16 protein-coding genes are annotated in these 18,151 nt (G+C 72.3%); 11 read left to right on the top strand and 5 right to left on the bottom strand.

Annotated elements, in window-relative coordinates; all coding sequences use genetic code 11:
* Positions 1-5: 5 nt before the first annotated feature.
* Both Plo01_RS37150 and Plo01_RS37145 read right to left on the bottom strand, forming a co-directional pair.
* Entirely contained in the window at positions 6-1,481 is a 1,476-nt protein-coding gene (locus Plo01_RS37150) for a long-chain-fatty-acid--CoA ligase (RefSeq protein ID WP_203895475.1), read from the bottom strand.
* On the bottom strand, positions 1,468-2,877 hold the full coding sequence (locus Plo01_RS37145; RefSeq protein ID WP_203895474.1) for a PucR family transcriptional regulator: 1,410 nt from the start codon (positions 2,875-2,877) through the stop codon (positions 1,468-1,470). Before Plo01_RS37145 ends, Plo01_RS37150 begins: the two co-directional genes overlap by 14 nt.
* Before the next feature lie 206 nt (positions 2,878-3,083).
* On the opposite strand from Plo01_RS37145, the gene Plo01_RS37140 reads away from it, so the two are divergent.
* The 6 genes from Plo01_RS37140 to Plo01_RS37115 all read left to right on the top strand — a co-directional run bounded on the left by Plo01_RS37140 (position 3,084) and on the right by Plo01_RS37115 (position 8,884).
* Complete coding sequence (locus Plo01_RS37140; RefSeq protein ID WP_203895473.1) at positions 3,084-3,842, top strand: ABC transporter ATP-binding protein; 759 nt, start codon at positions 3,084-3,086, stop codon at positions 3,840-3,842.
* Positions 3,839-4,564, top strand: coding sequence for an ABC transporter ATP-binding protein (locus tag Plo01_RS37135; RefSeq protein WP_203895472.1), 726 nt, complete (start codon positions 3,839-3,841; stop codon positions 4,562-4,564). Before Plo01_RS37140 ends, Plo01_RS37135 begins: the two co-directional genes overlap by 4 nt.
* 2 nt (positions 4,565-4,566) lie before the next feature.
* Positions 4,567-5,448, top strand: a complete 882-nt coding sequence (locus tag Plo01_RS37130) for a branched-chain amino acid ABC transporter permease (RefSeq protein WP_203895471.1) — start codon at positions 4,567-4,569, stop codon at positions 5,446-5,448.
* On the top strand, positions 5,445-6,560 hold the full coding sequence (locus tag Plo01_RS37125; protein ID WP_239317826.1) for a branched-chain amino acid ABC transporter permease: 1,116 nt from the start codon (positions 5,445-5,447) through the stop codon (positions 6,558-6,560). The genes Plo01_RS37130 and Plo01_RS37125 overlap by 4 nt, the downstream gene beginning before the upstream one ends.
* A 5-nt stretch (positions 6,561-6,565) precedes the next feature.
* Positions 6,566-7,843 (top strand): ABC transporter substrate-binding protein, encoded by a 1,278-nt coding sequence (locus Plo01_RS37120; RefSeq protein ID WP_203895470.1) that lies wholly within the window; start codon positions 6,566-6,568, stop codon positions 7,841-7,843.
* A gap of 186 nt (positions 7,844-8,029) precedes the next feature.
* Positions 8,030-8,884: a carbon-nitrogen hydrolase family protein gene (locus Plo01_RS37115; protein ID WP_203895469.1), complete on the top strand. Its 855-nt coding sequence runs from the start codon at positions 8,030-8,032 to the stop codon at positions 8,882-8,884.
* A gap of 67 nt (positions 8,885-8,951) precedes the next feature.
* Here Plo01_RS37115 and Plo01_RS37110 read toward each other — a convergent pair whose 3' ends face one another.
* Complete coding sequence (locus tag Plo01_RS37110) at positions 8,952-10,043, bottom strand: NAD(P)-dependent alcohol dehydrogenase (protein ID WP_307837425.1); 1,092 nt, start codon at positions 10,041-10,043, stop codon at positions 8,952-8,954.
* Between the two features lie 367 nt (positions 10,044-10,410).
* Between Plo01_RS37110 and Plo01_RS37105 the strand changes: the two genes are divergently transcribed.
* The 4 genes from Plo01_RS37105 to Plo01_RS37090 are packed head-to-tail and all read left to right on the top strand — an operon-like array spanning position 10,411 to position 15,056.
* Entirely contained in the window at positions 10,411-11,517 is a 1,107-nt protein-coding gene (locus tag Plo01_RS37105) for a hypothetical protein (RefSeq protein WP_203895468.1), read from the top strand.
* Between the two features lie 2 nt (positions 11,518-11,519).
* On the top strand, positions 11,520-12,782 hold the full coding sequence (locus Plo01_RS37100; RefSeq protein ID WP_239317823.1) for a toxic anion resistance protein: 1,263 nt from the start codon (positions 11,520-11,522) through the stop codon (positions 12,780-12,782).
* A complete protein-coding gene (locus Plo01_RS37095; protein WP_239317821.1) occupies positions 12,779-14,386 on the top strand; it encodes a vWA domain-containing protein in 1,608 nt (535 codons plus the stop codon). Before Plo01_RS37100 ends, Plo01_RS37095 begins: the two co-directional genes overlap by 4 nt.
* Positions 14,373-15,056, top strand: a complete 684-nt coding sequence (locus tag Plo01_RS37090) for a hypothetical protein (RefSeq protein ID WP_203895467.1) — start codon at positions 14,373-14,375, stop codon at positions 15,054-15,056. Before Plo01_RS37095 ends, Plo01_RS37090 begins: the two co-directional genes overlap by 14 nt.
* Before the next feature lie 150 nt (positions 15,057-15,206).
* Here Plo01_RS37090 and Plo01_RS37085 read toward each other — a convergent pair whose 3' ends face one another.
* Positions 15,207-16,427, bottom strand: coding sequence for a sensor histidine kinase (locus Plo01_RS37085; protein WP_203895466.1), 1,221 nt, complete (start codon positions 16,425-16,427; stop codon positions 15,207-15,209).
* Positions 16,428-16,432: 5 nt separating this feature from the next.
* Positions 16,433-17,083: a response regulator transcription factor gene (locus Plo01_RS37080; RefSeq protein WP_203895465.1), complete on the bottom strand. Its 651-nt coding sequence runs from the start codon at positions 17,081-17,083 to the stop codon at positions 16,433-16,435.
* Positions 17,084-17,242: 159 nt separating this feature from the next.
* On the opposite strand from Plo01_RS37080, the gene Plo01_RS37075 reads away from it, so the two are divergent.
* On the top strand, positions 17,243-18,067 hold the full coding sequence (locus tag Plo01_RS37075) for an NmrA family NAD(P)-binding protein (RefSeq protein WP_203895464.1): 825 nt from the start codon (positions 17,243-17,245) through the stop codon (positions 18,065-18,067).
* Positions 18,068-18,151 lie beyond the last annotated feature (84 nt).

Genomic DNA, 18,151 nt, shown 5'->3' with positions numbered 1-18,151 from the left:
GGCCGTCACTCCAGCGACAGGGTGATGGTGCGTTTGAGGACCTTTCCGGTGGGGCTCACGGGCAGCTCGTCGGTGAAGGAGATGTGGCGGGGGTACTTGTAGGCCGCCACCCGCTCCTTGGCGAAGGCGCGCAGCTCGTCGGGATCGACCGGGGCGCGCAGCGTCACCACGGCCGCGATCTCCTCGCCGAGCTCCGGGTGGGGGAGGCCGACGACCACCGCCTGCCGTACGGCGGGGTGCTCGTACAGGACCTCCTCCACCTCGCGGGGATAGACGGTGTAACCGCCCCGGATGATCACATCGCGGCGGCGGTCGACCAGGAAGAAGAACCCGTCGGCGTCGACCCGGCCGAGGTCGCCGGTGTGGAACCAGCCGTCGCGGACGGCCTCCGCGGTCGCGGCCGGGTCGTTCCAGTAGCCCTTCATCACGTTGGGGCCCCGCACGACGATCTCACCGACCTGGCCGCACGGCACCTCGCGGCCGTCCTCGCCGACCACCTTCATCTCGACGTCCTTGACCGGCCAGCCGATCGACCCGGCCCTGCGGCCGGGGCCGGTGCGGTTGGTCGCGGCGACCGGGGAGGTCTCGCTGAGGCCGTACCCCTCCACGATCACGCAGCCGAACCGGGTCTCGTAGGCCCGCAGCACGTCGAGGGGCATGGCGGCGCCGCCGGAGACGCAGACCCGCAGCAGCGACATGTCGGAGGCCCCGGGGTGGTCGAGCAGCGCGATGTACATCGTGGGCACGCCCTGGAAGACCGTGACGCCGTCGCGCCGGATCACCTCCAGCGCGCGGCCCGGCTCGAAGCGCGGCAGCAGCGTCAGGCGCGCGCCGGCGTGGACGGCCGCGTTGAGCGAGCACGTCTGCCCGAAGGAGTGGTAGAGCGGCAGCGCGCCGAGGAGGACGTCGTCCACCCCGAGCGCCTGCATCCGGGCGACCGTCGCGGCGTTGCTCCCGAGGTTGGCGTGGGTGAGCTCGATGCCCCTGGCCCGGCCGGTCGTCCCGGAGGTGTAGTGGATGACGGCGGTGTCGCCGGCCGCCCGCGGGGTGGTCCCGGACTCGGCCGCCAGGCCGCGCAGCAGCCGGGGGAACTCCTCGGGGACCACGAAGAAGCAGTCGGCGCCGGTGCCCACCGCCCCGGCCTCCGCGGTCTCGGCCAGGGCGTGCCAGGCGATGAGCAGCCGGGCCCCGCTGCCGCCGACGTACGCGGCGATCTCCCGTCTCCTCAGCAGCGGGTCGAGCGGGACGACCACGGCCCCGATCCGCAGGACCCCGTAGTAGACGACGGCGAACTCCGGGACGTTCGGCAGCATGACCGCCACCCGGTCGCCGGCGCGGATCCCGCGCCGGCGCAGCAGCGTCGCGACGCGCCCGCTCATCCGCTCCAGCGCGCCGTAGGTGATCTCCACCCCGTCGAGTGTGACGGCCGCTCTGCCGGCGAGCCGCTCTGCGGCGTGGAGAAGCCGGTCAGCGAGATTCATGGGAACGACCGTACGTCCGGCCGGCACGGCGATCATCGGTCGCGGTCACCGGTGTTGTCCGCTCGGGATCGGTGTCCGGCGGCAGGGAGTCGTGGAGCGCGATCGCGACGAGCAGGTCGACGAGATCGTTGATCCGGCGCAGGTTGCGCCCGGTGCGCTCCCGGATCCGCCGCAGGCGGTACTGGGCGGTGTTGGGGTGGATCTGCAACCGTTCCGCGGCGGCGCGCAGGTTCAGGTCGGCGACGGCGAAGGCCCGGATCGTGGCGGTGAGCACGCCGCCGCGCGCCCGGTCCTCGGCCAGGAGGGACGCGACCCGCGGATCGATCAGGTGCCGGGCGGTGTCGTCGGCCTTCAGCGCCAGGTACTGGAAGGGCGTGATCCTGGGCAGCGCCGCCACCCCGCCCTCCTCGGGCAGGAATTCCAGCGCGGTGCGGGCCTCCTGGTAGGCCTGCGGGATCTGGGCGGCCTCGGCGATCACGGTGCTGACCCCCATCGCCAGGACGATCTGCTCGCTGAGCAGGCTCTCCCGTACGGCCTGCAGCCGGTCGCACAGCTCCCCGGGACCGGCCCCCGGGCCGAGCACGGGAACGGCCACGATCTCCGAGTGCCGCACGACCGACAGCGTCCTGGCGCCGTTCCCCCAGGTCCGGGCGATCGCCGCGCAGGCCGCGTGGCGCGCGTCGGCGCCCTGGTCCGGGCCGGCCGGCACGGCCTGCCCGTGCGGCCCGGGAACGCGCGGCAGCAGGACCGCGACCACGACGAGCAGCGGCGCCGAGCTGTCGGGCCCGAGGCCGTGCGCCTGCGCCGCGGCGAGCTGGCGGCCCCGGGTGGGCGCGCCCCCGGCCAGGAAGGTCTCCAGCAGGTCCCTGCTCTCGCGCACCGCCTCGGCGGCGGCGTACTGCTGGAACTCCATGTACGCGTTGGCGGCGTGCGTGCTGGCGAAGTCGCAGTAGCGCATCAGCGGGGCCGCCAGCGAGAGCGCGGCGTCGTGGCCGGCGAACGAGGAGCCGGCGCGTTCGAGCACCGACTCCCAGAAGACCTGCTGGCCGACGCGGAAGGCGTTGATGTAGTCGGCCAGGGCGACCCCGGCCCGCGCCCGCCGCATCGCCGCCCGGCGGGTGAAGGCGATGTCGTCGAGCGTCACCGTGCGCTCCTCGAACAGGACGGCCAGCTTGCTGCGGTAGTGCCGGATCACCTGGTCGCGCACGTCCGCGTGGAAGGCCGCGTCCTGGGCCGCGTACGCGGGGATCTCGGCCCGCATGGTCCTGACGGCGGTTCCGGCCAGCTCGTCCAGGTCGTCGAGGATCTCGGAGAGGATGCGCGCGCGTTCCGCGCGGACCGCTCCCGCCGTCGCGGACGCCGCGGCGGAGGTTCCCGTGCTGAAACCACTGGACATGCCCGGATGTTCCCCGCTGGCCGCCGGGCGGTCAACGACCCGTAACCGGTCCGAGACGGACGCTGTGCGCGGCGGACAACACCCCCGGAACATCTTGGGTGTCCGCGCCCAATGCGGTCCGCGACGGGCGGAACCTACGCTGACCACACCCTCAGAACATTGTTCTTCTGCCGAGGTGTCTTCGCTCGCCGCCATCGGGAGGCCGGATGCTGGAAGTGCGCGACCTCACCGTCCGCTTCGGCGGCATCACCGCGCTGGACGGCGTGGGGTTCTCCGTGGAGCGCGGGGAGATGGTGGGGCTCATCGGGCCGAACGGCGCCGGCAAGACCACGCTGTTCAACTGCCTGACCCGGCGCTACGACGCCGACGCGGGAACCGTCCGGTACGAGGGGAGGGACCTGCTGACCGTGCCGCCGTACGCGATCGCGTCGGCGGGCATCGCGCGGACCTTCCAGAACCTCGGCCTGTTCCCGCACATGTCGGTGCGCGACAACGTGCTGGTCGGGGCGCACCACCGCGGCGGGGCCGGGTTCCTGACCGCGTCGTTGTGGCTGCCCCGGGTCCGCCGCGAGGAGGCCCGGCTCCGCGCCGAGGCGGACCGGACGCTGGAACGGCTGGCGCTGGCCCGGGTCGCGGACCACCCGGCGACCGGGCTGCCGTTCGGCACGCTCAAGCGGGTGGAGCTGGCCCGGGCGCTGGCCGGGCGGCCCCGGCTGCTGCTGCTCGACGAACCCGTCAACGGGCTCAGTTCCGGCGAGGTCGCGGAGTTCTCCGGCACCCTCCGCGCGATCCGCGAGGAGTTCGACGTGACGGTGGTCGTGGTCGAGCACCACATGGGCTTCGTCATGGGCGTCTGCGACCGGGTCGTGTGCCTGGACTTCGGCCGCAAGATCGCCGAGGGGGCTCCCGCGGAGGTCCAGCGCGATCCCGCGGTCATCGAGGCGTACCTGGGGACAGCCGTATGAGTGCCGAGGGCTTCCTGACGATCTCGGACCTGAACGCCGGGTACGGCGACGCCCGCGTGCTGCACGGGGTGAACCTGTCGGTGGGCCGGGGGGAGATCTGCGCGATCCTCGGGCCCAACGGGGCGGGCAAGACGACCCTGATGCGGGCGCTGTCCGGCATGGTCTGGGTGCGCGGGAGCATCGGGTTCGACGGCGCCGACCTGGCCCGGCGCTCGCCGGACACGATCGCCCGGCGCGGAGTCGCGCACGTGCCGGAGGGACGCGGCACCTTCATGCCGCTGACCGTCGAGGAGAACCTGCGCCTGGGCGCCTTCACCCGGCGGGGGCGCGGCACGGTGGAGGCCGACCTCGAACGGATCTACACCTACTTCCCGGTGCTGAAGACACGGCTGCGGCAGGTCGCGGGCAGTCTCAGCGGCGGCGAGCAGCAGATGCTGGCGATCGGCCGGGCGCTCATGTCGAGGCCGCGGCTGCTGCTGCTGGACGAGCCGTCCCTCGGGCTCGCCCCGCTGGTCACCCGGGAGCTGTTCCGCATCGTGCGGACGGTCAACGAACAGGAGCGCACCACCGTGGTCGTCGTCGAGCAGAACGCCCATCTCGCCCTCGGCATCGCCCAGCAGGCCCACGTCCTGGAGAGCGGCCGGATCGTCCTGTCGGGCACGGCGGACAGGATCCTGCAGGACGAGAAGGTCGTCCAGTCCTACCTCGGATACCGGGTCTAGCCATGACCGGTTTCCTGCAGCAGGTCATCGAGGGGCTCGGCGCGGGCGCCATCTACGCCAGCCTGGCCCTGGCCCTGGTGCTGATCTACCAGTTCACCGGGATCGTCAACTTCGCCCAGGGGGAGCTGGCGATGTTCTCCACCTACATCGCCTGGCAGTTCACGGCCGCGGGCCTGCCGTTCTGGCTGGCCCTGGCGCTCGCGCTGGCGGTGTCCTTCGCGGGGGGCATGCTGATCGAGCGGGTCGTCATCCGACCGGTGGAGGGCGCTCCCGAGCTGACCGTGGTGATCGTCACCGTGGGGCTGTTCATCTTCGTCAACGCCGCCGCCGGGTGGATCTGGACGTTCCTCATCAAGGACTTCCCCAACCCGTTCCCCGGCGGGGCGCTCGAGGCCGGCGGGCTCAGCGTGGGCTACTCGACGCTGGGCGTCCTCGCCGTGGTCGGCGTGGTGATGGGCCTGCTGTACCTGCTGTTCCAGCACACGAAGATCGGCCTGGGGATGCGCGCCGTGGCGGCCAACCCCGCCTCGGCCCGGCTCGTCGGCATCCGGGTGGGCTGGATGCTCGCCCTCGGCTGGGGACTGGCCGCCACCGTCGGCGCGGTCTCGGGGACCCTGGTGGCCCCGCTGCTGTTCCTGGAGCCCAACATGATGGGCGGCGTCCTCATCTACGCCTTCGCCGCGGCGACCCTCGGCGGGTTCGACAGCCCCGGGGGCGCGGTGGCGGGCGGCCTGATCGTCGGCGTCGCGGAGACGCTCGCCGGCGCGTACGTCGGCTTCATCGGATCCGATCTCAAGGTGGGCGTGCCGTTGGTCATCATCCTCTTCGTCCTGCTGCTGCGGCCCCAGGGCCTGTTCGGCCGAGCGGTGGTGGAGCGGGCATGAGCGAGCGGACCAACGAGCGCGGGGCGTTCGCGAACGCGGGCTCCGAGCCGCCGGGTGAGGACCGCACGAGAGAGCCGGCGAAGGCGGCGGACACGCCCCCGCGCGCGGGCACGCCCTCCCGGGGACGGGTCCTGGCGCCGGCCCTGGCGCGCGTCACCCCCGGACGGCGGGGGTGGATCGCGGTGGCGGCGCTGCTGGCGGTGGCCTGCTACCTGCCGTTCCAGCTCGTGCCCTTCCGCGTCTTCCAGTTCACCATGGTGATGGTCTACGCGGTGGCGCTGCTCGGCCTGAACCTCCTCGTCGGCCACGCCGGTCAGATCTCCCTCGGCCACGGCGCCTTCTTCGCCGTCGGCGCCTACACGACCGCGATCATGCTCGACCGGTGGGACCTGCCCCACCTGGCGACCCTGCCGATCGCCGCCGCGGTGGCGTTCGCGCTCGGCCTGGCGTTCGGCCTGCCCGCCGTACGCCTGCGGGGGCTCTACCTGGCCCTCGTGACGCTGGCCATCGCGATCTTCCTGGTGCCGCTGCTCAAGCGGTTCGAGTCGGTGACCGGCGGTTCCATGGGGCTGACGCTCGCCAAGCCGGCGCCGCCGGCCTGGACGGGGCTGGCCGAGGACCAGTGGCTGTACTTCCTGACGCTGGCCGTGGCCGTCCTCGCCTTCCTGCTGGCCTACGGCCTGCTGCGCTCGCGCGTCGGCCGGGCCCTGCACGCCGTCCGGGACAACGAGGCGGCGGCCGAGGTCATGGGCGTGCGGCTGCCGTTCTACAAGACGCTCGCCTTCGCCTGGAGCGCGATGTTCGCCGGGGCGGCGGGCTGCGCCTACACCTGGGTCATCGGGTTCGTCTCCCCGGACTCGTTCGTCGTCACGCTCTCGATCACCATGCTGGCGGGCATCGTCATCGGCGGCCTGGGCTCGTTCTCCGGGCCGCTGCTGGGCGGCCTGTTCGTGATGTTCGTGCCGAGCATCTCCCAGGACGTCAACGACGCGGCTCCCGGCGTCATCTTCGGCTTGCTGATCATCGTGGTGATGTACGTCGCGCCGACCGGTCTGGCCGGGCTGGCGGGGCGCGTGACGCGCTCGACCAAGAACATCCTCCGGAAGGAGTAAGGGAAATGCGGCTATCTCCGATCGGCTGTGCGGCCGTGACGGCGACCCTGCTGCTGGCCACGGCGGCCTGCGGGGGACGCGAGGAGGCCGGGACGGGCGCGACGACGGCCGCGGGCCAGTGCCCGGGCCAGCAGACCACCGGCATCACGGACACGAGCATCAAGCTCGGCGGCATCTACCCGCTGTCGGGACCAGCCTCCGCCTACGGCGACATCCCCAAGGGCATCAAGGCGTACTTCGACTACGTCAACGCCGAGAAGGGCGGCATCGGCGGGCGCAAGGTCGAGTTCGTGGTGCGCGACGACGGCTACCAGCCGCCCAAGGCCGTGGAGGAGGCGCGCCGGCTCGTCGAGCAGGAGCAGGTGTTCGCGCTCTTCCAGACGCTGGGCACGCCCTCGACGACGGCGACCTGGGACTACGCCAACCAGCGCAAGGTGCCCCAGATCTTCGTCGCGACCGGCGCCTCGAAGTGGGGCACCGACACCGCGCACCCGTGGACCATCGGCTGGCAGCCGAACTACGTCTCCGAGGCCCGGGTCTACGCGCAGTACCTCAAGCAGGAGCGCCCCGACGCCAAGGTGGCGGTGCTGTACCAGAACGACGACTTCGGCAAGGACCTGTTCGGCGGGTTCCAGCGGGCCGTCGACGGCAGCCAGATCAAGATCGTCGCCGAGCAGAGCTACGAGGTCACCGATCCGAGCATCGACCCCCAGATGCGCAACCTCGCCGAGTCCGGGGCCGATGTGCTCCTCAACATCACGACGCCCAAGTTCGGCTCCCAGGCGCTGGCGTCCGACGCCAGGAACGGGGCGTGGAACCCGCTGCACATCGTCAACAACGTCTCTTCCTCGATCACCGTCCTCAAGCCGGTCGGCTTCGAGAACGTGCAGGGCGTGGTGTCCGCCGCGTACTACAAGGACCCCAACGACCCGCAGTGGAAGGACGACCCGGAGATGAAGCTCTACTTCGAGAAGATGAAGCAGTACGTCCCCGAGGCCGACCCGGCCGTTCCGTACCACACCTTCGGCTGGGCGGTGGCCAGCAGCTTCCACAAGGCGATGGAGGCGGTGAAGTGCCCGACGCGCGAGGGGCTGCGCGACGCCGTGCGCTCGCTGAACAACGTCGAGATCGGCATGCTGCTGCCGGGGGTGACGATGACCACGGGGGCGGACGACGGCTTCCCCATCGAGTCGATGCAGCTCATGAGGTTCAAGGGCGAGCGGTGGGAGCTCTTCGGCGAGGTGATCGACACCCGTAAGGAGTTCGGCCCGCTGACGAACTGACCGGGCCGCGAGCCTGATCGCGTACGGCGGCCGGTTCCCGGCCCGGAAACCGTCTTCCGGGCCGGGAGCCGGCCTCGGCATGCGCGGGAGCCGGACGGCGGCATGCGCGGGGATCGATCGGGAGGCGGGCCGGTGGCATGATTTGAATCCCGTTCAAATGATTCGAGCCACCCCCGGAGCAGCCCCGTGCGCACACTCGCCGTCGCCGCCGTGCAGACCACCCCCGTCCCGCACGATCTCGAAGCCACCTGGCAGCGCTATGCCTCCCAGGTGCGCGCGGTGCGCGACACCTTCCCGCACGTGCAGCTCGTGATCGCGCCCGAGCTGATGCTGGCCGCCGAGGCCCCGCTCCTGGCGGCGCGCCCGGACTGGATGGAGCAGGTCGCCGTCACCGTTCCCGGGCCGCTGACCGACCGCGTCTGCGCGCTCGCGCGCGAGCTCGGCCTGTGGCTGGTGCCGGGCACCCTGTACGAGCGGGCCGGTGACGGGCTGATCTACAACACCGCGATCGCCGTCTCGCCAGAGGGGCGGATCGTCGCGGCCTACCGCAAGGTCTTCCCCTGGCAGCCGTACGAGAGGACCGAGCCCGGCCGCGAGTTCGTCGTGTTCGACCTGCCCGGCATCGGCCGCGCGGGCCTGGCGATCTGCTACGACGGCTCCTTCCCGGAGACCGTGCGCCAGCTGGCCTGGCTCGGCGCCGAGGTGGTCATCCAGCCGACGCTGACCACCACCCGCGACCGCGAGATGGAGCTGATCTGCGCGCGGGCCAACGCCTGGACGAACCAGGTGTACGTGGTCAACCTCAACGCCGCCGATCCGGCCGGTGTGGGCGCGAGCGCGATCGTCGACCCGGAGGGCATCGTCCGCCAGCAGGCGGGCCCGGGAGAGGAGATCCTGGTCGACGTCCTGGACCTCGACGCCGTCACCCGGGTCCGCGCCTACGGCTCCTCGGGCATCAACCGCCCCTGGGCCCAGCTGGAGCGGTACGGCGACCGGATCGAGCTGCCGATGTACGGCGGCGCGTTCCGGCCGCGGCCCTGACCCGCCTCGCGTCCTGGCGCCCTCCGCGTGGCGCCGGTCGCGCCGCCGCGCGGGGCCGGACGCGGCGTCAGCCGTGCGGCAGGAGCACGGCCCGGCCGGTGAGCCGCCCCTCGCGCAGCCTGCGGTAGACCTCCGCCGCCTGCTCCAGGGGGAAGGTCTCGACCCGGGGCGTGATGCGGCGCTGCCGTGCCAGCGTGACGAGCTCCATCAGCTCGGGACGCGATCCCCAGTACAGCATGCTGACGGAGCACGCGAAGGGCAGCCGGCCCACGCCCACCGGGAGTTCGCCGCCGCCCATGCCGACGACGGCCACCTCGCCGAGCGTGGCGGCGCCGGCCGCGGCCAGGGCGAGGGTCTGCTGCTCGCCCACGAAGTCCAGCACGAGGTCGGCGCCCCGGCCGCCGGTCAGGTCGCGGACCTGGAACGCGACGCCCTGCTCGCCGGGGAGCACGTGGTCGGCGCCGAGCCGCTTGGCCAGGTCCAGCTTGTCGGCCGCGACGTCGATCGCGATCACGGTGGCCGGGCTGAGCGCCTTGAGCAGCTCCACCGCCATGTGCCCGAGGCCGCCGACTCCGATGACCAGCGCCGTGCTCCCGGGGACCAGCCGGTGCAGGGAGCGCTTGATCGCGTGGTAGGAGGTCAGGCCGGCGTCGGTGAGCGGGGCGGCCGCACGCGGGTCGAGATCGCCCAGCGGGACGAGGAAGCGGGCCGAGGGAACGAGCATGTACTCGGCCATCCCGCCGTCCAGGCCGAGCCCGCCCCCGGAGGGGCTGACCTGGGACGCCTTCTCGCAGTAGTTCTCGATGCCCTGGGCGCAGCGGTGGCAGCGCCCGCAGCCCCAGGCGCCGTACACGGCCACCGCCTCCCCGGCGGTCCAGTCCCGCACGCCGGGCCCGGTCCGCTCGATCCACCCGGTGGCCTCGTGCCCGAGGGTGAAGGGCAGCTCGTACGGGAGCAGCCCCTCCGGCAGGTCCATGATGTGCAGGTCGGAGTGGCAGACGCCGGCTCCCGCCACCTTGATCAGCACCTGGCCGGGGCCCGGCTCCGGCACCGGGACGTCGAGGATCTCCGGCTCGCTCTGCCATGCGGTCATCCGTACGGCGCGCATCGTCGTCCCTTCTCCCGCCTCGCGGCCGGGCGTCGACCTCACGTCACGCACGGCCCCATGTCACGCGAGGCCGTACGCCACGCATCGGCCGGCGGATCATCCGGCGGCCTCCTCCCACCCTGGGGGCCGCGGCGTCCCCCCGCAAGACAAAGCCTTGCCGGCATCCCGCGAACCCCTTGTGCGCCGGGCTTCCCGGGTCGGGAGCCCGGGGGGCCGCACCCCGCGGCGCGGGGGCCGGGTGCCAGCAGAAAACCCCCATAAAGCCCTGTAACCGCTACAAAGGCACTTATATGTCGAAGAATGACGAGAGAGTGAACAGCCGCTGAATTCTCCGATGTACCCCCATATGAGGCACGCACCCCTTTTCTCAACCTCACATAATCCCGGTTAAAGGAGTTATTCCATGAAAAGGGGTGTGATGAGACGGTCGATCGGCATCGCCCTGGCGCTGCTGCTCGGCGCCGCGGTCGTGGTGGCGGTCGTGCTCGGCAACGGGGCCGGCGGACCCACGGTCGTGCGGGGCGTGATCGGTTCGGAGAAGAAACCGTTCTTCGACGACCCCCGGGTGCGTGCGGCCTTCGAAAAGCACGGACTGCGCGTCGAGGTGGACACCGCCGGATCCCGGCAGATCGCCACCGAGGTGGACCTCGACGGCTACGCCTTCGCTTTCCCCTCCAGCGTCCCCGCGGCGGAGAAGATCAGGAAGGACCGGGGGGTCACCCGGGTCTTCTCCCCGTTCTACTCGCCCATGGCGGTGGCCACCTTCGAGCCGATCGCCGGCGTGCTGGCCGAGGCCGGGCTGGTGCGCGACTCCGGCCGCGGCTACCAGGTGCTGGACGTCGCCGCGTACATGGAGCTGGTGGCCAAGGGGACCCGGTGGGACGAGCTGCCCGGCAACACCGCCTACCCGGCGCGCAAGCGGGTGCTGCTGACCACCACCGACGTCAGGACCTCCAACTCCGCCGCCATGTACCTGGCGATGACCAGCTACGTCGCCAACGGCGAGGACGTGGTCACCGCCGCCGGTCAGGTGCCGGAGGCGGCCGGGAAGGTCGCGCCGGTCTTCCTCGACCAGGGCTACTCGCAGTCCTCGACCGAGGCCCCCTTCGAGGACTACCTGGTGATGGGCTCGGGCAAGACGCCGATGGTGATCGTCTACGAGGCCCAGTACCTGTCGCGCCTGTTCGCCCGGGACGGCTCGATCACTCCCGAGATGCGCCTGCTCTACCCCGCGCCGACGGTGCTCAGCAAGCACACGCTGGTGCCCTTCACCGAGCAGGCGGGAGAGGTCGGGCGGTTGCTGACCGAGGACCCCGAGCTGCGCGCCCTGGCCGCCCGGCACGGCTTCCGCACGGCGGATCCGGCGGCCTTCACCGACCTGGCCGCCAAGACCGGCGCGCCGATCGCCCGCGATCTGGTGGACGTGGTCGAGCCGCCCGCCTACGACCGCCTGGAGCAGCTGATCACCACCATCGAACGGCTCTACGCCGACGGTTCCGTACCGCAGGCCGAAGGAGGATCCTGACCGTGGCCCACGACACGGCCGGAAACGCGACCGGAGACATGACGGGGCGCGCGAGCGGCGGCGCGGCGGGGAACCCGGCCGGGAGCACGACCGGCGGCGACCTGACGCTCACCCCGCCCTCCCTGACGCTCACCCCGCCGGCCCCGGTGACCGCCGTACCCGCCGAGCGCGCCGCGACCATGCTGCCGCTGCCCGAGGGCCGCGCCGAGGAGCTGGCCGCCAAGGCGCGGGACTTCGCCGCGGAGCTGACCGGCCTGGACCCGCGGGCGCCGGAGTTCACCCGGAGGGTCCACGACATCTCCTCGATGGGCGACTCGGAGATCCGCGCCGCCTCCCAGGTGGCCAACCGCATGCTCAAACGCCCCGTCGCCGCGCTGGCCTCGGCCAAGGGGGAGGCGGCCGACGCCCAGGGCCGGGTGGCCGGGCAGCTGGTGGCGCTGCGCCGTACGGTGGTGGACCTCGATCCGAAGCAGGCCGCCGCCGGGACGCGCAAGCTGCTCGGGCTGATCCCGTTCGGCGACCGGCTCCGCGACTACTTCGCCAAGTACCGGAGCGCGCAGAAGCACATCGACGACATCATCCGGGCGCTGAAGTCCGGCCAGGACGAGCTGCTGAAGGACAACGCCGCGATCGAGGGCGAGAAGGCGAACCTGTGGGAGGCGATGACCCGCCTGCAGGAGTACGCGGTGATGGCCGCCGCGCTCGACGCCGCGATCGAGGACCGCCTGCTCCACCTGGACGCGGCCGACCCGGACAAGGCGACCGCGCTGCGCTCCGACGCCCTGTTCACCGTACGGCAGAAGCACCAGGACATCCTCACCCAGCTGGCCGTCTCCGCCCAGAGCTACCTCGCCCTGGACCTGGTCCGCAAGAACAACATGGAGCTCAGCAAGGGTGTGGACCGGGCGACCACCACGACGGTCGCCGCGCTGCGCACCGCGGTCACGGTGGCGCAGGCGCTGGCCAACCAGAAGCTGGTGCTCGACCAGATCAGCGCGCTCAACGCCACGACGAGCGACCTGATCCTGGCCACCAGTGAGATGCTGCGCACCCAGGCGGGCGTCATCCAGAACCAGGCGGCCTCGACCACGGTGGACATGGACGCCCTGCGCAGGGCCTTCGACAACGTCTACGCCACCATGGACATGATCGACTCCTTCCGCGCCCAGGCCGTGGAGAGCATGGCCGTCACCGTCCAGAGCCTCAGCGGCGAGCTGGAGCACGCCAAGACCTACCTGGACCGGGCCGCGGAGGCGGGCCGGTGACCGCCCCGCCTTGCGGGCTCCTTCCCGCGACGGCGGCCGCCCGGCCGCCGGGGCCGGTCCTGCGGGCGGTCCTGGCGCCGGTGCTGGCCCTGGCCCTCGTGCTCGGCCTGGCCGGGTGCGGGCCCGGCGAGGACGTCGCCGACGACCCCGACACCCTGCGGATCCTGGCCGGGAGCGAGGTCAAGGACCTCGAGCCGATGCTGGCCCGCTCCGGGGTCAAGGTGAAGATCTCCTACACCGGCACCCTGGACGGGGCCGAGCAGGTGGCCGGGGGCAGCGCCGACGGCGAGTACGACGCCGTCTGGTTCTCCTCCAACCGCTACCTGTCGCTGATCGACGGGGCGTCCGCCCGGCTGTCCACCCAGACCAAGATCATGGTCTCTCCCGTGCTGCTCGGCCTGAGCGGCGCCAAGGCCCGGGAGCTCGGCTGGCAGGACGGGAAGGCCACCTGGAAGCAGATCGCCACCGCCGCCCGGGAGGGGAAGTTCACCTTCGGCATGGCGAACCCGGCCTCCTCCAACTCGGGCTTCTCCGCGCTGGTCGGCGTGGCCGCCGCGCTGTCGGACGCCGGGGAGGCGCTGGACGCCGCGCAGGTGTCGGCGGTCACGCCGGAGCTGAAGGAGTTCTTCTCCGCCCAGCGGCTGACCGCCGGGTCGTCGGGCTGGCTGGCCGACGTCTACGCCCGGCAGGGCGGCGTGGACGGCATCGTGAACTACGAGTCGGTGCTGCTGGGCATGAAGGACCTGACGCTCGTCTACCCGGGCGACGGCGTGATCACCGCCGACTACCCGCTGACCCTGCTGGCCTCCGCGCCGCCGGAGAAGCGGGAGCTGTACGGAAAGCTGACCGCCTGGCTGCGCACGCCGGACACCCAGCGGGAGATCATGACCACGACCCACCGGCGGCCCGTCGTCCCCGAGGTCAGGCCGGGGCCGGAGTTCGGTTCGGCGCCGCTGCTGGAGCTGCCCTTCCCCAACCGCAGGGCCGCCGCCGACCAGCTGATCACCGCCTACCTCGACGAGGCGCGCGTGCCCGCGCACGCCCTGTTCGTGCTGGACACCTCCGGCTCGATGCGCGGCGATCGGATCGAGGCGCTGCGCGAGGCCCTGGTCATGCTGACCGGCGCCGACCGCTCGGCCTCCGGGACGTTCTCCCGGTTCCGCAGCCGCGAGACCGTGACCATGGTCCCGTTCAGCGACGGCGTCGGGACGCCGCGCACCTTCAAACTGCCCGAGGGCGACCCCGGACCGGTGCTGGAGCAGATCAAGGGATACGCCGAGGGGCTCGACGCCAACGGCGGGACCGCGATCTACGACGGGCTGCGGGCCGCCTACAGCGAGAGTCTCCGGGCCGATCCGGAGCACTACACCTCGGTCGTGCTCATGACCGACGGCGAGAACACCGACGGGGCCTCGTTCGAGGACTTCCGGCGGCTCTACGAGATGCTGCCGGCGGACATCCGCCCCCGCGCGTTCGTCGTGCTGTTCGGGGAGAGCGACGTGGCGGAGATGAACAAGGTCGCCGAGCTGACCGGGGGCGCCGTCTTCGACGCCCGCGACAGTTCGCTGGCCGCGGCGTTCAAGGAGATCCGTGGCTACCAGTGACGGGCCGGGCCCGCGGCGCCGGCGGTCCCCGGTCCCGGCCGGGGAGGCGGGCACGGCGGGGCCGGTGCTCCGCTACCTCGGCTCGACCAGGAACATCGTCGGCTGCGCGCTGGCCCTGGCCGGTCTCCTGGCCCACTTCCTCGGTCTGGCGGGCACGCTCTGGCCGGTGGTCGTGGCGGGGCTGTACGGCGTGGGCGCGCTGCTGTCCCCGCCGGACCGGGTCCGGCTGGCCGTCTCGCACGCCGAGATCGAGGCGGGCCCGCTCCGGGAGGACCTCGACGCGCTGCTGCGCCGGGTGCGGGACTCCCGGCGCTTCCCCGACGACGTGGTGGCACGGGTGACCGCCCTGTCCGAGGTGATCGGGGGAGTGCTGGAGCGGGCGGAGGTGCTGGCGGCCTCCCCGGACCACCTGCACGTCGTCTCCCAGACGATCCGCGACTACCTGCCGGTCAGCCTGGAGGCCTACGCCAACCTTCCCCGCGCCTACGCGATCGCCCGGCGCGGCGACCGCGAGCGCAGCGCCCACGAGGAGCTCCTGGCCCAGCTCGACCTGCTGGAGGCCGGCATGCGGCAGGTCGCCCAGGCCGTCCACCGGGGCGACGAGCAGGCCCTGCGCGACCAGGGACACTTCCTGCGGGACCGCTTCGGCCGCTCGGCGCTGGACCTCTGACCTCTGCCGTTCCGGTGCCCTCGTTCGCTGTGCCGGTGACCCCGTCCACCGTGTCGGCGGCCTCGTCCATCGTGTCGGTCGCCCCGTCCACCGGGCCGGGGGTTCGCCCACCGGGTCCGCGAACCGCCCGCCGGGTCCGCGAACCGGGGCTCACAGCGCCAGCCGTACCGTGAGCCCGCCGTCGGGATTGGCGGCGGCGGAGACCTCGAGGTCGTGGGCGCGGGCGATCGCGGCGACGATGGACAGGCCGAGACCGGCGCCCGCCGCGGAGCCGGTCCGGTCGGGGGACAGGCGGCGGAACGGCTGGAACAGCTCGTCCACCCGCTCCGGATCGACGGGCGGCCCGGTGTTGGAGACGACCAGGCCGGTGCGCGGCGCCAGCCGTACGGTGACACGGCCGCCGGGGCGGTTGTGGCGGACCGCGTTCTCGATCAGGTTCTCGACGAGGCGGGCCAGCAGCACCTCGTCACCGAGGACCGTGACCGGACGCACGTCCAGGTCGAGGGTGATGTCGGGGGAGGCGTGCGGGTCGGCCGAGCGGCGCACCACCGCGGCGAGGTCGACCGGGACCCGCGACTGCGGGCCCCGCTCGCCCTGGGCGAGGGCCAGCAGGCCGTCGATGAGCCGCTGGGAGCGTTCGGTGATGCGGAGCAGCTCGGCGCGCATGGCGGCGACGCGCTCCGGCGACGGGTCGGCCAGGCCGATCTCGATCGCGGCCCTCTGCACGGCCAGGGGCGTCCGCAGCTCGTGCGAGGCGTTGGCGACGAAGCGGCGCTGGTCGTCGGCGGCGCGGGCGAGCCGCTCCAGCATGGCGTCGAAGGTGTCGGCGAGCTCCTTGAGCTCGTCGCGGGGCCCCTTCATGCCGATGCGCTGGTCGAGATTGGACAGGGACAACCGCCGCGCCGTGTCGGTGATCCGGTGGACGGGGCGCATCACCCGGCCCGACAACCACCAGCACAGGGCGAACGCGGCCGTTCCCATGACCGCGATCGAGGCCAGGGTGGTCCGCCACTGCGAGCTGAGAACGTCCGCGCGCAGACCTCTCACGATGACCTCGGCGGGTACGTCGGGGTGGGGGGCGTCGCCGTCGGGCGGGAGGCGCGGAGCGACCGCGGACCGCTCGGCCGGTTGCTCGGGTCCTGTCCGCTCGGCCGGTTGCTCGGGTCCTGTCTGTTCAGTCGGTTGCTTGGGCCCTGTCCGTTCGGGCGGCTGCGCGGACGACCGGGAGGTGTCACGAAGCTCTCCCGACCGCATGGTGACGCTCCCATCGAAGGCCCGCTCCACCATGTAGTCCGCGGCGATCAGCACGATGGCGGAGGTGAGCAGGAAGAGCCCGCCGAACACCAGCGTCAGCCGGGTCCGGATCGTCATGCGCATCACAGCGCGTACCCGCCCGGCACGGTCCTGATCAGGGGCGGGTCGCCGAGCTTGACCCGCAGCTTGCTCACCGTCACCTTGACCACGGTGGTGAACGGGTCGGTCTGCTCGTCCCATGCCCGGTCCAGCAGTTCCTCGGTGGTGACGACGGCGCCTCTGGCGCGCATGAGCACCTCCAGCACCGCGTACTCCTTGCGGGAGAGCGACAGGCGGACGCCGTCGCGGAACGCCTGCCGGTACGGGGTGTCGAGCACGACGCCGTGGCGTTCGAGCACCGGTGGCAGCCGCGGGGCGGTGCGCCGTCCGAGCGCCATGACCCGCGCGATCAGCTCGGCGCTGGCGAAGGGTTTGGTGAGGTAGTCGTCGGCGCCCAGGCCCAGGCCGGCGACCCGGTCGCCGACCGTGACCGCCGCCGTCAGCATGAGGATGCGCACCGGAATCTCCCGCTCCGCCAGTTCCCGGCAGACGTCGTCGCCGTGGACCACCGGCAGGTCGCGGTCCAGCACGAGCACCTCGTACTCGTCGGCCGCGAGCCGTTCCAGGGCCGCCCCGCCGTCGTAGACCACGTCGACCACCATCGACTCGCGCCGGAGCCCTTCGCCGATGAGGTCCGCGAGGACCCGCTCGTCCTCGGCCACCAGAATCCGCATGCCTCCTTCCTAGCGCGGCCGGGGTGAGGCCGCGGTTAACGTTTGCGATCACCGTTCGGAGACGGCCCCCGATTCGTCCGTGAAATAAGTGGAATGAAGCATTCTGTTCTGATACTCTGAGATCAGAACGTTCCGTTCCGAACAGATAAGGGGTTCGCCATGACCTTCCTCGTCACCGGTGCCACCGGGACCGTCGGCCGTCTCGTCGTCGAGGAGCTCCTCGCCGCCGGACGGCCGGTGCGGGCCCTGACCAGGAACCCCGCCGAGGCGGGCCTGCCCGAGGGCGTCGAGGTCGTCGCCGGCGACCTCGCCCGGCTCGACTCGCTGGCCGGGGTCTTCGACGGCGTCGAGGCCGCGCACCTCATCAACTTCGCCGGTGACGACTACCGGCCCCTGCCGGACGGCGCCGGTCTGGTGAAGCTGATCACCGAGGCGGGCGTGCGCCGGGTCACGGTGCTCGGCGGACGCGCCGAGGGCGATCTGGAGCAGGCGCTCGCCGCCGCGGACGTCGAGTGGACGCTGCTGGAGCCGGTCGAGTTCATGTCCAACACGCTGCGCTGGTGGTCTCAGACGATCAAGACGGAAGGCGTCATCAAGGAGCCGTTCGGCGACCGGCTGAGCGCGCTGGTGCACGAGCGCGACATCGCCGCCGTGGCCGCGACCGTGCTGGCCGAGGGGGGACACGGAGGCAGGACGTACACGCTGACCGGCCCCGAGGCGATCACGCTCAGGGAGAAGATCGCGATCTTGAGCGCCGCCGTCGGCAGGGAGGTGCGGTTCGTGGAGCTGAGCGTGGACGAGGCTCGGGCCAAGTGGCGTGCCGACGGCATGGGCGAGGAGACCGTCGAGTTCCTCGTCGGCGCCCTGGGCGACACGCCGGAGGCCGGCTACACGGTGGTCCCGACCGTGAAGGAGATCACCGGCCGGGAGGCGCGCAGCTTCGCGCAGTGGGCCGCGGAGCACGCCGGAGCGTTCCGCCCCTGATCGGGCGGCCCCGGGAGCGGACGGTCAGACGGCCTGCGGCCACGGGGTGACCCGGAGCAGGTCGTCGACCTCCAGCGGAGAGAT

Source organism: Planobispora longispora (assembly GCF_016863135.1).
Classification (GTDB): Bacteria; Actinomycetota; Actinomycetes; order Streptosporangiales; family Streptosporangiaceae; genus Planobispora; species Planobispora longispora.
This window is presented reverse-complemented; position numbering and strand designations above follow the sequence as displayed.